This window comes from Streptomyces shenzhenensis, from assembly GCF_003688995.1.
GTDB lineage: Bacteria > Actinomycetota > Actinomycetes > Streptomycetales > Streptomycetaceae > Streptomyces > Streptomyces shenzhenensis_A.
Genome location: NZ_PENI01000034.1, coordinates 13824 through 28694, shown reverse-complemented (window position 1 = coordinate 28694; position 14871 = coordinate 13824). Strand labels below are relative to the sequence as shown.

Annotated in this window: 9 protein-coding genes and 2 riboswitches; of the genes, 8 read left to right on the top strand and 1 reads right to left on the bottom strand. The window is 72.0% G+C overall.

What is annotated here, in order from left to right; translation table 11 throughout:
• Nucleotides 1–14: 14 nt before the first annotated feature.
• Nucleotides 15–983, top strand: coding sequence for an ABC transporter permease (locus tag CTZ28_RS36630; protein WP_259471976.1), 969 nt, complete (start codon nucleotides 15–17; stop codon nucleotides 981–983).
• Nucleotides 980–3400 carry an ABC transporter ATP-binding protein/permease gene (locus CTZ28_RS47840; protein WP_220795510.1) on the top strand — a complete coding sequence of 807 codons (2421 nt, stop codon included), beginning with the start codon at nucleotides 980–982 and terminating at the stop codon, nucleotides 3398–3400. Before CTZ28_RS36630 ends, CTZ28_RS47840 begins: the two co-directional genes overlap by 4 nt.
• Before the next feature lie 364 nt (nucleotides 3401–3764).
• Here the strand turns inward: CTZ28_RS47840 and CTZ28_RS36615 are convergent, their stop codons facing one another.
• The gene (locus CTZ28_RS36615; protein ID WP_121894068.1) at nucleotides 3765–5162 is read right to left on the bottom strand and encodes a prenyltransferase/squalene oxidase repeat-containing protein; all 1398 of its coding nucleotides are present in this window, start codon (nucleotides 5160–5162) and stop codon (nucleotides 3765–3767) included.
• A 296-nt stretch (nucleotides 5163–5458) separates the two neighbouring features.
• Nucleotides 5459–5594: riboswitch (cobalamin riboswitch) on the top strand.
• A 185-nt stretch (nucleotides 5595–5779) separates the two neighbouring features.
• Here CTZ28_RS36615 and CTZ28_RS36610 point away from each other — a divergent pair.
• The 6 genes from CTZ28_RS36610 (at nucleotide 5780) to CTZ28_RS36585 (ending at nucleotide 14865) form a co-directional block, all read left to right on the top strand.
• Nucleotides 5780–8452 (top strand): prenyltransferase/squalene oxidase repeat-containing protein, encoded by a 2673-nt coding sequence (locus CTZ28_RS36610; protein WP_183154770.1) that lies wholly within the window; start codon nucleotides 5780–5782, stop codon nucleotides 8450–8452.
• Complete coding sequence (locus tag CTZ28_RS36605) at nucleotides 8449–9345, top strand: LPXTG cell wall anchor domain-containing protein (protein WP_121894066.1); 897 nt, start codon at nucleotides 8449–8451, stop codon at nucleotides 9343–9345. The genes CTZ28_RS36610 and CTZ28_RS36605 overlap by 4 nt, the downstream gene beginning before the upstream one ends.
• Complete coding sequence (locus tag CTZ28_RS36600) at nucleotides 9342–10508, top strand: energy-coupling factor transporter transmembrane component T (protein WP_121894065.1); 1167 nt, start codon at nucleotides 9342–9344, stop codon at nucleotides 10506–10508. The genes CTZ28_RS36605 and CTZ28_RS36600 overlap by 4 nt, the downstream gene beginning before the upstream one ends.
• Nucleotides 10505–12112: an ABC transporter ATP-binding protein gene (locus CTZ28_RS36595; protein WP_121894064.1), complete on the top strand. Its 1608-nt coding sequence runs from the start codon at nucleotides 10505–10507 to the stop codon at nucleotides 12110–12112. The genes CTZ28_RS36600 and CTZ28_RS36595 overlap by 4 nt, the downstream gene beginning before the upstream one ends.
• Nucleotides 12113–12153: 41 nt before the next feature.
• Entirely contained in the window at nucleotides 12154–12924 is a 771-nt protein-coding gene (locus CTZ28_RS36590; RefSeq protein WP_259471985.1) for an ECF transporter S component family protein, read from the top strand.
• Nucleotides 12925–12986: 62 nt separating this feature from the next.
• Nucleotides 12987–13160: riboswitch (cobalamin riboswitch) on the top strand.
• 181 nt (nucleotides 13161–13341) lie between these two features.
• Complete coding sequence (locus CTZ28_RS36585; RefSeq protein ID WP_121894062.1) at nucleotides 13342–14865, top strand: CoA-acylating methylmalonate-semialdehyde dehydrogenase; 1524 nt, start codon at nucleotides 13342–13344, stop codon at nucleotides 14863–14865.
• Nucleotides 14866–14871: the final 6 nt, after the last annotated feature.

Genomic DNA, 14871 nt, shown 5'->3' with positions numbered 1-14871 from the left:
AGGTGACACAGCACGTGAGGCGGCGGCCCTCGGGAACCGCGCACTACACGGTGATCAGGACCGCTACGGCACTGCTCCAGGCCGCCGCTGTCCTGGTCGCGGTGTTCGTCCTGACCTCGCTGCTGCCGGGCGACAGTGTCGACGCGGTCCTCGGCGAACAGGGCACCCCCGAGCAGCAGCGGCTGGCCCGCGCCGAACTCGGGCTCGACGAACCGGCCGTCACCCGCTTCGTCCACTGGGCAGCCGACCTGTTCCGCGCGGACCTGGGCCACTCCCTCGTCACCGGCCTGCCCGTCACGGACGAGATCGGCAGCCGGTTCGCGGCGACGGCGGTCCTGGCCGGCGCGGCGCTGGCGGTGCTCGTGCCGCTCGCCCTCGCCCTGGGCGTCCTGACCGGGCTGCGCGAGGGCTCCCTCGCGGACCGGGTGCTCAACGCTGTCGCCCTCGCCCTGCACGCCGTACCGGAGTTCGTCCTCGGCCTGCTGCTGACCGCCTGGCTCAGCGTGGGCCTCGGGCTGCTGCCCGCCACCGCCGCCGGCCTGCGCGGCACGGAGATCCTGACCGACCCGGCGGTCCTCGTCCTGCCCGTCGGCGTCCTCGTCGTCCGGCAACTGTGCGATCTGGCCCGGCAGATACGCATCGGCGTCGCTGCGCAGGTGACCGGCCCCGTCGTCCGGCACCTGCGGCTGCTCGGCCTGCCTGAGCGCACCATCGTGCTGCGGCACGTCCTGCCCGGCTGCCTCGGCCCCTCCGTACAGCAGCTGGCGCGTTCCGTGGACGGCCTGCTCGGTGGCACCGTCGTCATCGAGGCACTGTTCGCCGTCGGCGGCCTCGGCACCGGGTTCGTCGAGTCCGTACAGGACCGCGACATACCGGCCGTCCAGGGATACGCCCTGCTGTTCGCGGCGACAGCCCTGACTGTGAACCTCCTCGCCGACTTGGCCGTCGCGCGCCTGACCCCGCAGCGAGAGGAGCGTGCATGACCGGCCACCCGCCCGGCGTCCGCCCGCGCCGGCTCGGCGCCGTCTGTCTGGACGTGCTCGCCCTTCTGCTGCTCGGGCTGCCTGTCGCACTCGCCGTCGTGGGTCCCCTCTACGCCGGTCCCACCGCACCCGACGCCGCGCCCGCGCTGCCGCCCGGTGCGGGCCATCCCCTCGGCACCGACGTCCTCGGCCGGGACGTCCTCGCCCTCGTCCTCAGCGGCGGGCAGTCCGTACTGGTCATGACGCTCGCCGCGCTCCTCGTCTCCTGCGCGCTGGGGCTGCCGCTCGGCCTGTTCGCGGCCGGCACCCGCCGCCGCTGGGCCGACGAGGTGGTGATGCGGGGCCTGGACGTGTTGCTTGCCTTCCCCGCCCTGCTGCTGGTGATGACGCTGGCCGCATCCGGACACCAGGACGCCACCACCCTGGTCGTCACCGCCGCCGTCGTGCAGGTGCCGGCCGTCACCCGGCTGGTGCGTGCGGCGGCGCTCGCGCCGGGCTGCCGGACAGCGGTGGAGGCGATGCGGATGCAGGGCGCGCCATGGCACCACATCCAGGGCCGCTACGTCCTGCGGCGGGTGAGCGAACCGCTGATCACGGACGCGGGCAACCGCGGCGCCGTGATCCTCACACTGCTCGCCTCCGCCAACTTCCTCGGCCTCGGCCTGCCCACCGACTCAGCCGACTGGGCCGTCCTGATCGAGCGCAACGCCGATGCCCTCTTCCTCCAGCCGTACGCGGTTCTCGTCCCGGCCCTGCTGCTCACCTCCCTCGCTGTCGGCGGTAACCTCACCGCGGACCGTCTGCTGGGCGGAGCCCGCCGCGTCCCGGGCTCCGCCGACGGCCCGCGCGCTGTGGCTGCCCCCGCCGACGGGCCGCCCGCTGTGCCGGGGCCCGTCGGGCCGCAGGCCGAGGCGTCCCGGCCGGCCACCCTGCCGACCCTGCTGACCTGCCGCGGACTCACCACCCGCACCCTCACCGGCGACAGGCTCCTGGACCGGATCGACCTGGACCTGAGACCGGGCCGCTGCCTCGCCCTGCTGGGCCCCTCGGGCAGCGGCAAGACCACCCTCGGCCTGGCCGTCCTCGCCCTTGCCCAGCCCGGCGTCACCCTCACCGGCACCGTCCGCCTGAACGGCACCGACCTCCTTGCCCTGCCACCGCGCGACCTGCGCACCGCCCGCGCCGGGACCGTCGCCCACCTGCCCCAGGACCCCGCCTCCGTCCTCGACCCGACCCGCCGCGTCGGCGCGGTCCTGCGAGAACTTGCCGCGCTGAACCACCGACGGGGCACGCCGCCCGGCCGCACCCGCCGTCACGCCGTCGCAAACGACGTGCGGCAGGCACTGCGCGCAGCCGGACTTCCCGAGGACGGACCACTCACGCGGCGCCACCCTCACCGCCTCTCCGGCGGCCAGCAGCAGCGCATGGCACTGGCCACCGCCCTCGTCACCCGCCCCCGGCTGCTCGTCCTCGACGAACCGACCAGCGGCCTCGACAAGGAGACGACCGTGCTCCTCGCCCGCCGCCTGCGGGACTTGGTACGCGGCGGCACGGCTCTCCTGCTCATCACCCACGACCCGCACCTGGCCGCCGCGCTCGCCGACGAGACGGTCGTACTGGAACGAGGGCGTGTCGTTCGTCGAGAAGCGACCGGGCAGCTTCCGGCCCCCGACGCACCGGAGGCCGTGCCTCTCTCGCGTCCGCTGCCGCGATCCGAGGCCGCCCCGGGCGCCGTGCGGACCCACGCGCTCACCGTCGCCGGAGATGACCCGTCCCGCCCCCGCCTGGCTGCCACCCGCCTCACCTTCCCGCCCGGCAGCCGCACCCTCGTCACGGGCTTGTCAGGCGCCGGAAAGACCACCCTGGCCCGCGCCCTTGCCGGCCTCACCCCGGCCACCGGTGGCACGGTCGAATACGACGGCGCGCCACTGCCCTCGGCCGTGGAGCGCAGGGACCATGACGCGCTGCGCGCCGTCCAGTACGTACACCAGGACCCGCGGGCCTCCTTCGACGAATACCGTCCGGTCATCGGCCAGCTCACCAGGACTGCCATGCTGCTGCGTGGCCTGCCCGCCGACCGGGCGCACGACGAGGTGGTGACGCTCGCCGGCCGGCTGGGCCTGTTCGCGGCCGACCTGACCCGCCGCCCCACGGCCCTGTCCGGAGGCCAGCTCCAGCGCGCCGCGCTCATCCGTGCGCTGACGGCCCGGCCCGCCCTCCTCGTCTGCGACGAGGTGACCTCCGCCCTCGACGCGGCCGCTGCCCGAGCGACGGTCCGCCTGCTGGTGGAGGAGAGCGAAGAGCATGGCACAGCCGTCCTCTTCGTCACCCATGACAGCGCGCTCTTCGCGCCTGTGGCCCAGCGCCGGCTGCGGGTGGCCGACGGACGGGTCGAGGAGTGCGACGCGAGCGGCTGACAACCATGCACACAAGCCGCCCTCGCCCGGACCGGTGCGGGGCAGGGCGGGACGACCTCCGGCGTTCGCCCTCCGCGCCGCCTGGAAGGAACGGAACCGGACATCCGTCGACGACCTTCCCCGCTAAGCACCGATCCGACTTCCATCGGCGCAGGGCAGGAACACGTATCGGCCGTTTGCGGCACACCCCGTCACGTACAGGTCTGGCGCCGCGAGGCAGGTTCGAGCAGAGCGTGTGACGCCCGTGACGTCAGGACCGAGGGAACGCCTCCTCTCCCGGCCACGACCACTGCGTCGGACGATCGAATGCGGCGGCAGCCGTTCCGGCAGACAGGAGCCGCGACCCTACGACTCCTACGCGGCGTCAAGCGCCCCAGCGCACGGCGATCGTGTCGCCCACACCCACGGTCGTGCTCCGGGTGGCGGTGGCGAAGGGCGAGCCGTCGATGCTGACCTTCCAGGTGTTCGAGCCGCTGTTGGCCCGGCCGTTGAGGGAGGTGATGGTTCCCGTGCCGGAGGACGGCGTCACCGAGGTCACGCAGCCGGACGGGGTGGCCGCGCCGGTGGCGGCGTCGAGGACGGCGCCCAGCGTGGTCGTCGAACCCGTCGGGGTCAGCGAGACGGAGCACACCTTCAGGCTTCCGGCCCCGTCGTCCACGGTCAGGGCCAGCTTGGTCGCCGCCCCCGAGGTGAAGGACCCCTGGCTCACCCACTGCGGCGCACCCGCGGTGGTCGGCACCGGTGGGGTGGAGGTGAAGCCGCCGCCGGCCACGGCCCGCAGGCCGTCGATGGAGGCGTACGCCGACGGGCTGGTGTCGCTGGGCAGGTACTTGAAGCCGCCGCCCGGGTTGAACTGCTGGGCGATCAGGAAGTCGACCGGTGTCTTGCCCAAGGAGGTGAGGAAGTCGCCGGTCTGCGGGTTGATGCCGCAGGCGTTCAGCCCGGACACGGCCCAGCCGTTGGAGTCGGTGTTGACGCCGAACACGGCAGCGAAGGCACCGTTGTTCGCGATCAGCTTGCTCTTGAGGAACCCCTTGGCCTCGACGATGTCCGTGTCGGTGTTCGGTACTCCGGACACGCAGAGGGCGGCCATTGCCGCTCCGGTCATGTCGATGTCGCTCGCCGCGGCGAGCTGGGTCGGGTTGCCCTCGGCTTTGCTGTAGTCCCAGCCGCCGTCGTTGTGCTGGTTAGCGCGGATACGGGCGGTGATCGAGTCCCGCAGGACCTGGGGTATGCGCTGGGTGCCGGACTGGGTCTTGGTGCCGTTCAGGGCAAGGGCGGCGAAGACGGTGCCGTTGAAGTTGGCCGACGGGCCGAAATAGCCGGGCTCGGTGGTCTGCCAGTAGGCGTAGGCGTCGGCGATCAGGTTGCGGGAGGGAGAGACGCGGGCCGGGTCGATGCCGGCGGCGTAGGCGTTGAGGGTGGCGCGTTCGTAGTCGGTGACCGCGGGGGAGGCGGACGGCCAGCCGCTGGTGGAGAGCAGGTCGCGGTAGACCGATCTGGCGTTCTTGCTGGTGTCGCCGCCCGGTGTGACGTCGACGGCCGCGGTGCCGGCCGCGGCGAAGGCACTGAACGCCCACTCGTTGGACAGTCCTGCACCCGCGTACGAACCGTCCGCGGCCTGCAGGGACTTCAGGTAGGCGACTCCATTGGTCTTCGAGGTCGCGATCTGGGCCGGGGTGGCGGTCGCCGCCGCCGGAAGCGCGGTCAGCGCGAAGGCGCCGAGCGCGGCGGCGGCAACGAGAGTGGGGCGACGGTACATTGGCCTGCTCCTTGGGTTAAGGACGCCGGCCGGACCCGCGTCGCCGGGACCCTGGCGGCCTGCGGAGCAGCGGGCGGGCCGCCGTCCGGAACGCGTGGACTGGCTGCCGAAAGTGCATCGCCGCTTGGGTATTCGGGCTCGGGCCGGCCCCCTGCCGTCCCACACCGTTGCGCGTCAGCCCCGGACTCCCACCGGGTTCCCCCACTCGGCAGTGCGGGACGGTACCCGACCGGCACCCACGCCGCCAGAGGGCCTCAAAACAACTCCCGCATCGGTCTGTGCCTCGCCTTGACCCTCCCTGTGAACCATGTTCAAATCCGCCTGATACGCAAGAAGTTCCAGGGGAAGCCGGTCGAATTCCGGCGCTGACCCGCAACCGTGGGCCCGGTCCATCGCCGGGCGAGCCGGAATGCCTGGAGCGTGATCCGAGCAACGAACGCCGTCGCGGACTACGGCGTGGTGCGACCGCCTCTCGTGCGCGGGGAACTCCCCGGGCCCACGGGGTCCTCAACCACGTCTCCGTCCCGCGCCGGACAGGGGACGAGGGGGCCGCCGTGGGGACCGGAGAGCGAAGAGACGGGCGAACGGTCGCAAGGCCCGCCCCTTGGACGGCACTTGTGACCGCACTGCTGGTGTTGGTCGCCGCCTGCGTGACGTTCCTCACCACAACCTCGGCGGCGGCAGCCGACCTGATCGGCGATTGCACCGCTTCCAGAGGTGCCGTCGTCGTCGTGGACTTCGGACCCTTCGGCGGCAAGCTCGAGCGCGGCTGCGACACCACCCCGACCACCGGCTACGACCTGCTTCACGACGGCGGCTTCACCACCGTCGGCACCCAGCACGACGGCCCCGGCTTTATCTGCCGCATCGGCTACGGCTCCGGCACGCAGTACCCGACTCCAGACAAGGAGTCCTGCGTCCTGACCCCGCCCGCCACCGCCTACTGGTCGTACTGGGTCGCGTCGCCAGGCCAGGACGAGTGGAGCTACAGCCAGTACGGCGCCATGGACCGCAAGGTGAAGGACGGCGACATCGACGCCTGGGTGTACGGCGGCACGGATGCCGGCGGCAGCACCGGCAAGCCCACCTTCACCCCTGCCGACGTCCGCGCCGGCGGCGCCGGGACTCCCGGCCCGGGTGGCACACCCACGGGCGCGCCCGGCGAAGTCGACCTGACCGCCGCCGCGACCTGGCTCAAGGGCCGCCTCACCGATGGTGAACGCATAGTGGACGACGGCGCCGAAGCCCCGAACCACCTCCTGACCGCCGAGACCGCGTACGCGCTCGCCGCCACGGAGGGCAACAGCGCCGCCCTCGACAAGGTCACCGCATTCCTCACCGCCCACGCGGGCGACTACGCCTACCCGAACGGCACCGACCAGGCCCCCGACTCGACCGCCGCCGCCCGCCTGGCCCTGCTCGCCGAGATCACCGAGGCCGATCCGCACGCTTTCGGCGGCCGCGACCTCGTGGGCGATCTGGCGAAGAACGTGTGCGCTGCGGGCCCGGAATCCGGTGAACCAACCCCTGGCTGCACCGCCAAGGGCGACTTCCGTGACGCCACCTACGCCGACGGCCAAGCATGGTCCGTCTTGGCCCTGTCGCGCGCTGGCGTCACCCCTCCGTCCGCCGCCGTCGACCGCCTCACCCAGCTTCAGTGCAACGACGGCGGTGTCACGAGCATCCTCATCCGCTCCGGCGAGTACTGCGACGGCGACCCCGCCACCACCGGCCTTGTCGCCCTCGTACTGCACCAGACGGGCGGACACGACGACACCGTCGCCAAGGCCCGCACCTACCTGACGAAGGCCCAGCGTGAGGACGGCGCCTTCCCCGGCTACACCGGCTCCACGACCGGCAGCGTGTACGCGACGGCATACGCCGCCCAGGCACTGCGCGCGCTCGGCGAGACCGCCCGCGCGGACGCGGCCGTCGGCTGGCTGTCCCGGCAGCAACTCGACGGCGGCGGCTTCGGTTTCGAGGAGGGAGCCATCGACCCGGCCGTCTACCCGACGCCGTCCGCCGTCCTCGCGGGCGCCGGCACCAGCCTGGTCACCCTGACCACGAAGAAGGCGGAGCCGACCGCCCCGCCCACGTCCCAGCCCCCGACGACGACTCCCGGCACACCCGCACCGTACGACGGCCCCGACCTGAAGAAGGGCGTCGCCTATCTCACCAGCGCCGCCAACCTCAAGCAGGGCCAGTACTACGTCGCCGGACCCGGGATGTCCCGCGCCGACTTCGGCCTGACCATCGACGGCGCCTACGCGCTTGCCGCCACCGGACTGAACAACGCCAAGCTGCGCGGCATCGTCGACTTCCTCGACCACGAGGGCAAGGACAGCGAGGGCCGCACCGTCAACGACTGGACCGGCATCGGCACGGCCTACGCCGCCGGCGGCTCCCTCGGCAAGACGGCCCTGCTCGCCGAGGCCGTCGGCCGTGACCCGCGCGACTTCGCCGGGCACGACCTCATCGCCGCCCTCGGCAAGGCGGTCTGCGCGGAGCCGAGCACCGCGCCCGACCGCTCGTGCGCGGCGAAGGGCGCCTACACCAACGCCCCGTCGGTCTTCGCTCAATCCCTCGCCGTGATCGCCCAGTTGCGGGCCGGTGAGGGGGCCGACGAACCGGTCGCCTACCTGGAGAGCCTCCAGCACGACAGCGGTGCCTGGCCCAGCCTGATCCCCGCCACCAACGACTCCGACGTCGACTCCACCGCCATCGCGGCCATGGCCCTGGCCCTGGCCGGCGGCGACAGGGCGGACGAAGCCGTGGACAAGGCGCTCGCTTGGGTCGCCTCCGAGCAACTGTCCGACGGGGGCTTCCCGGGCGCCGCGGGCAACTCAGTCAACTCGGCGGCGCTCGCGGTTCAGGGCCTGTCCCTGGACGCGGACACGTACGCTGACGAGATCGCCGACGCCCGGAAGTTCCTCGCCTCGCAGCAGAACGGCGACGGCGGCTTCCGGGTCGCAAAGGAGGGGCAGGACGGTTCAGACCTGCGTGCCTCCACGCAGGCAGTCGGTGGCGCGACCGGCATCAGCTTCGGCGCGCTGGAGCGCAGCCTGACCGGTACGACGCCGCAGCCCACGCCGAGCCCGAGCGGCAGCGCCCCGCAGATCATCACGCCCGGCGGTGACACGGGCGGATCCGGCGCGGGCCGCGGCGGTGCCATGGCCTCCACCGGCGTCCAGGTGGGAGCCCTTGCCGCCCTCGCCCTCCTGCTGGTGGGTGCCGGCTGGCGCACGGTGGTCGTCGCCCGCAGGCGCGTGGAGAGCGGAGCCGGACGATGACCCGACGACTCCTGCGGGCCGGAGCGGCGCTCGGGCTGACGGCCGCCTTCCTCGGCGCGACGGCCGCCCCCGCCGCGGCCGATCCCCAGCTCATGGGCCGGTGCACCACGACGTCCGGGGTCGTCCTCGCCGTCGACTTCAGCCACTGGGGCGGCCCGATCTACCGCTCCTGCGGCACGACCCCGACCACCGGCTACGAGCTGCTCAACCAGGGAGGCTGGAGCACCACCGGAACCGGACACGACGGACCTGCGTTCATCTGCCGCATCGGCTACAGCGGGCACCAGAACGGCAAGCAGTACCCGACCGCCGCCCAGGACGCCTGCGTACTCACCCCGCCCGCCTCCGCCTACTGGTCCTACTGGCACGCCGACCCGGGCGCCAAGGACTGGAGCTACAGCCAGCTCGGCGCCATGCTCTACAAGCCCAAACCGGGCAGCGTCGACCTGTGGATCTTCGGTGCCACCAACGCCGAGGGCACCGAGGGCCGCCCGCGGGTTACCGCCGACCAGCTGCGCGCCCACAACACCCGCCCGCAGGGCGACGCGGGCAAGCCCGACTCCACCGACAAGGCGTCCCCGCTGCCGCCGGACGTCGACACCGGCCCCGCGCCGGAACAGCCGACCACCAAGCCACCGAAGACCACCTCACCCGAGCCGAAGCCGAAGAAGACCAAGTCCAGCGTGTCCCCCTCGCCGGCGACCAGCCCGTCGAAGACTTCATCGGCGGTGGCGGCCCCCCGCTCCACTCCCAGCGTGGTGGACGCCGCCCCCGCCGCCGACGCCAAGCACGACACCGGCTCGATCACCCCCGTGGTCATCGGCGCCGCACTCGTCGCGCTGATCGGCGGCGCCGCGGTGTTCGTCGCCCGCCGGCGTCGTCGTGCCGAGTGACTGCGGTGGACCGTACGACCGTTCAGGCGTCCGCCACCGGCCCCGACCCGTCGCCGGACGTGGGCGGGCGCCGGCTGCCGCGTGCCCTGCATCCGATGGCCTGGTGGGTGTGGGCCCTGGCCCTGGCGACCGCCGTCAGCCGCACCGACAACCCGCTGCTGCTGTTCCTCGTGCTCGCCGTTCTCGGCTACGTCGTCACCGCCCGGCGCACCGAGGCGCCCTGGGCCCGAGGCTTCAAGTACTACCTGTACCTGGCCCTCACGGTCGTGGTGATCCGGGTCGTCTTCCGTGCCGTCTTCGCGACGGGCATCACCTCCCGCGACCACTTCCTGTTCTCCCTCCCGCACATCCCCACCCCCGATTGGTACGCGGGCATCAAGATCGGCGGCCCGGTTTCACTGGAGGCGCTGCTGTCGGCGGCGACCGACGGTCTGCGTCTGGCGTGCATGCTGTGCTGCATCGGCGCTGCCAACACCCTCGCCAACCCCAAGCGGGCATTGCGCGTCCTGCCGGGCGCGCTGTACGAGCTCGGCGTCGCTGTCACCGTCGCCATCAGCGTGGCCCCGCAGTTGGTGCAGAGCGTCCAACGCGTCGTGCGGGCCCGGAAATTGCGGGCAGGCAAGGCCCAGGGCATGCAGGCGCTGCGCGGCATCGTCGTCCCCGTCCTGGAGGACGCCCTGGAACGCTCGCTGCGCCTCGCCGCCGCCATGGATTCCCGCGGCTACGGTCGTGCGGGCCGGGCCACCCGCCGCTCCCGCCACATCACCGGCGCGCTGATGCTGCTCGGCATGTGTGGCCTGTGTGCCGGCGCCTACGGGCTGCTCGATGCCACCGCGCCCGCCTTCCTGGGCCTGCCCGCCATGGGGCTCGGCGCGCTGCTGTGCGTGGCGGGCCTGCACCTGGGCGGCCGACGCGTCACCCGGACCGCCTACCGTCCCGACCCCTGGCGCCTGCCTGAGTGGGCCGTCGCGGGTGTCGGTGTCCTGTCCGCCGTTCTGCTCCTCGCCAACCTGGGCTACGACCCCGCCCAGCTCAACCCCACCTTCTACCCGCTCACCTGGCCCGCTCTGCCTCTCGTACCGACCGCCGCGATCCTGCTCGCCGGCACGGCCGGTTTCCTCGCGCCCCCGCCCAGCCCCGCCCAGAGAGCCGACGCCCCGTGATCACCTTCGACCAGGTCACCATCCAGTACGAAGACACGCCCGAACCCGCCCTGCGCGATGTCGACCTCACGGTAGAGGAAGGCGAACTCTGCCTCGTCGTCGGGCACACGGGCGTCGGCAAGTCGACGCTGCTGGGCGCGGTCAACGGCCTCGTGCCGCACTTCACCGGCGGAACGCTCTACGGCCGGGTCACCGTCGACGGCCGCGACACCGCCCCTCACCCGCCCCGCGAACTCGCCGATGTCGTGGGAGTGGTGGGACAGGACCCGGTCGATGGCTTCGTGACCGACACCGTCGAGGAAGAACTCGCCTATGCCATGGAGCAGTTGGCGATCCCTCCGGGCACGATGCGCAAACGCGTCGAGGAGACGCTCGATCTGCTCGGCCTCGCCGACCTGCGCCACCGCCCACTGCACGAACTCTCCGGCGGCCAGCAGCAGCGGGTCGCTATCGGCTCCGTCCTCACCGCCCACCCCCGGGTCCTGGTCCTCGACGAGCCGACCTCCGCCCTGGACCCGACGGCCGCCGAGGAAGTCCTCGCCGCCGTCACCCGTCTCGTCCACGACCTTGGCGTCACCGTCCTCATGGCCGAGCACCGGCTCGAACGCGTCGTCCAGTACGCCGACCGCGTCATCCATCTCCCGGGCGACGGCCGCGCCCGGATCGGCCCTGCCGCTGAAATCCTGCGTACGTCGACCATCGCGCCGCCGATCGTCGAACTGGCCCGCGCGGTCGGCTGGTCCCCGCTGCCCCTGTCCATCCGCGACGCCCGCCGCGCCGCCGCACCCCTGCGCACCGAGCTGGCCGCCCGCACCCCGGCCCCCGTCCGCCCGGCACCCGCCCAGGAGCGGCCCCGGCTGTTGACGGCTCGCGGCATCACCGTCACCTACCGCGGTGTCCCCGCCGTACGGGAGGTCGATCTCGACCTCAACGCGGGCGAGGTGACCGCCCTCATGGGCCGCAACGGCTCCGGAAAATCCTCTCTCCTGTGGGCTTTGCAGGGCTCGGGACCGCGCCGCGCCGGGACGGTGAAGGTGGCCGGCGGACCCGATCCTCACGACGTTCCCGCCGCGCGGGCCCGCCAGCTGGTCGGCCTGGTCCCGCAGACGCCGGCCGATCTGCTCTACCTGGAGAGCGTGAAGCAGGAACTCGACCAGGCGGACAGCGAGTCGGGCACGACGGTGAAGGCCCGCGCCGTCCTGGATCGGCTCGCCCCTGGCATCGACGACGCCACCCACCCCCGCGACCTGTCGGAAGGGCAGAAGCTCGCCCTCGCCCTGGCCATCCAGCTCTCCGCCGCACCCCGAATCGTCCTGCTGGACGAGCCGACCCGTGGCTTGGACTACCGAGCAAAGACAGCACTGATCGGTGTCGTGGACATCCTCGCGGCCGAAGGCCGGGCCGTCGTGATCTCCACCCACGACGTCGAGTTCGCCGCACGCGCCGCCGACCGCGTCGTCGTCATGGCCGAGGGGGATGTCGTCGACGACGGTCCGACCGCGGAAGTCATCGTCTCCTCGCCCGTGTTCGCGCCTCAGACGGCGAAGATCCTCGCGCCTCTCCCCTATCTGACCGTCGGGCAGGTCAAGGCGGCCCGATCGTGACGGCCGCCGCCATCCGCCTGACCTCACGCGTCGGAGTCGTCATGACACTGGCCGCGTTCCTCGGTGTTGTCGCGTTCTTCTGGCCTTTCCTCGTCGCACCAGGGAAGTTCGGCTCCAACTACGCACCCCCGCTCATCTTCGGCGTGCTGCTGGTGCTCGTCCTGTGCGTGGTGCTGTCGGAGATCGCCGAGGGCGGCATCGATTCCAAGGCCCTGGCCATGCTGGGCGTTCTGTCCGCCGTCAACGCCGCTCTGCGCCCCCTGGGTGCCGGAACCGCCGGTATCGAGACCGTCTTCTTCGTCCTGGTCCTGGCCGGCCGCGTCTACGGCGCCGGCTTCGGCTTCACCCTCGGCTGCACCTCGCTGTTCGCCTCCGCGCTCATCACCGGCGGGGTCGGGCCGTGGATGCCCTACCAGATGTTCGGCTGCGCGTTCGTCGGCATGCTCGCCGGGTTCCTTCCCCGGGCGACCGGCCGACGCGAGGTGCTCATGCTGGCTGTCTACGGTTCCGTGTCCGGCTACCTCTTCGGCTTCCTCCTCAACCTCTCCTTCTGGCCGTTCTCCCTGGACCCGAACAGTTCCATCGCCTACCTGCCCGGACTGCCCTTCACCGAGCAGTGGCAGCGCTACCTCGCCTTCGACCTCGCCACGTCCCTCGGCTGGGACACCGGCCGGGCCGTCACCAACTTCGTGTGCATCCTGCTGGCCGGCCCAGCGGTGCTGACCACCTTCCGGCGGGCGGCGCGCAAGGCGCGATTCCGTGCATCGGTGCGCTTCGCCGGGCCCCGAACGGCCGATTCCGAACCCCGCTGACCAGCCAAGTTCTGAGGACACGGCCGTCAGTACTGGATTTGCTAGGACGTCCAACTATATAGTCCGAGTACAAGGCCCGCGGTGCAGGGAAGCCGGTGTGAATCCGGCACGGTCCCGCCACTGTGACCGGGGAGTGTGCCGTCGAGCAGGACGCCACTGACGAGCTGGATGTCGGGAAGGCGGACGGCGCGCGCTGATCCGGGAGTCAGGATACCGGCCGCGGGATGTTCCGTGTTGTCCACGAGGATGGAGCTGACACGCATGGCACCGGTGTGTACCCACGGCCCTGGTGAGCCCGCCGTCTGACGGGGCTCCGGCCATACGCGATCTCGCGCCCCCGGCACCCGTACGCCACCCGCGTCCGTGTGCGGGACCGGCGCGCCATCCCCGGATCCCTCCTGACGAGAGCAGGCAGTCATGATCCGAGAGCACGAACGCGCCTCCGTGCGCGAGTTGACGCACTTCGTCGGCGGCAAGCACACCCCGGGGACATCCGGGGCCTATGGCGAGGTGTACGACCCCAACACCGGCGAGGTCCAAGCCCTGGTGCCCCTCGCGAACCGCGCCGAGACCGAGGCGGCGATCGCCGACGCCGGCCAGGCGCAGCGTGGGTGGGGGGAGTGGAACCCGCAGCGCCGCGCCCGCGTTCTGATGAGGTTCCTGCAACTGGTGGAGCAGGAGAAGGACACGCTGGCCCGGCTGCTGTCCGCCGAGCACGGCAAGACGGTCGCCGACGCGCACGGCGACCTCCAGCGCGGCCTGGAGGTCGTCGAGTTCGCCACGGGCATCCCGCATCTGCTCAAGGGCGAGTTCACCGACAACGCCGGTACCGGCATCGACGTCCACTCGCTGCGCGCCCCGCTCGGCGTGGTCGCCGGCATCACGCCGTTCAACTTCCCCGCGATGATCCCCCTGTGGAAAGCCGCACCTGCCTTGGCCTGCGGCAACGCCTTCATTCTCAAGCCGTCGGAGCGCGACCCGTCCGTCCCGCTGCGGCTCGCCGAACTGTTCCTGGAGGCGGGACTGCCGCCCGGCGTCCTCAACGTCGTCAATGGTGCCCGAGAGACCGTCGACACCCTCCTGGAAGATCCTCGCGTGGCGGCGCTCGGCTTCGTCGGCTCCACCTCGATCGCCGCGCACGTCTACGCCACCGCCGCCGCCCGCGGCAAGCGCGCCCAGTGCTTTGGTGGTGCCAAGAACCACATGATCGTGATGCCGGACGCCGACCTCGACCAGGCCGTGGACGCCCTGATCGGTGCCGGGTACGGCTCGGCCGGTGAGCGCTGCATGGCGATCTCCGTCGCCGTCCCGGTGGGCGAGGACACTGCCGACGCGCTCGTGGCCCGGCTGAAGAAGCGCATCGGTGCGCTGCGGATCGGCCGTAGCGACGACCCCGAGGCCGACTTCGGCCCCCTGGTCGGCCAGGACGCTGTCGACCGGGTCCGCTCCTACGTTGACCTCGGCGTCGAGGAGGGTGCCGACCTCGTCGTGGACGGGAGGGATTTCGTCCTGGAGGGGCATGAGAACGGCTTCTTCGCCGGAGCCTCCCTCTTCGACCGGGTGACTCCTTCCATGCGCATCTACCAGGAGGAGATCTTCGGACCGGTGCTGTCCGTCGTCAGGGCCGCCGATTACGAGGAGGCCCTGCGTCTGCCCAGCGAGCACCTCTACGGCAACGGCGTCGCGATCTTCACCCGCGACGGAGACACCGCCCGTGACTTCACCCGTCGCGTGAACACCGGCATGGTCGGCGTCAACGTACCCATCCCGGTACCGGTGGCTTACCACACCTTCGGCGGGTGGAAGCGGTCCGGATTCGGTGACCTCAACCAGCACGGACCGGACGCCATCCGCTTCTACACCCGTACGAAGACGGTGACTTCCCGCTGGCCCGCCGGTCTGCGCGAGGGCGCGAGCTTCACCATCCCCACGATGGGTTGAGCGATC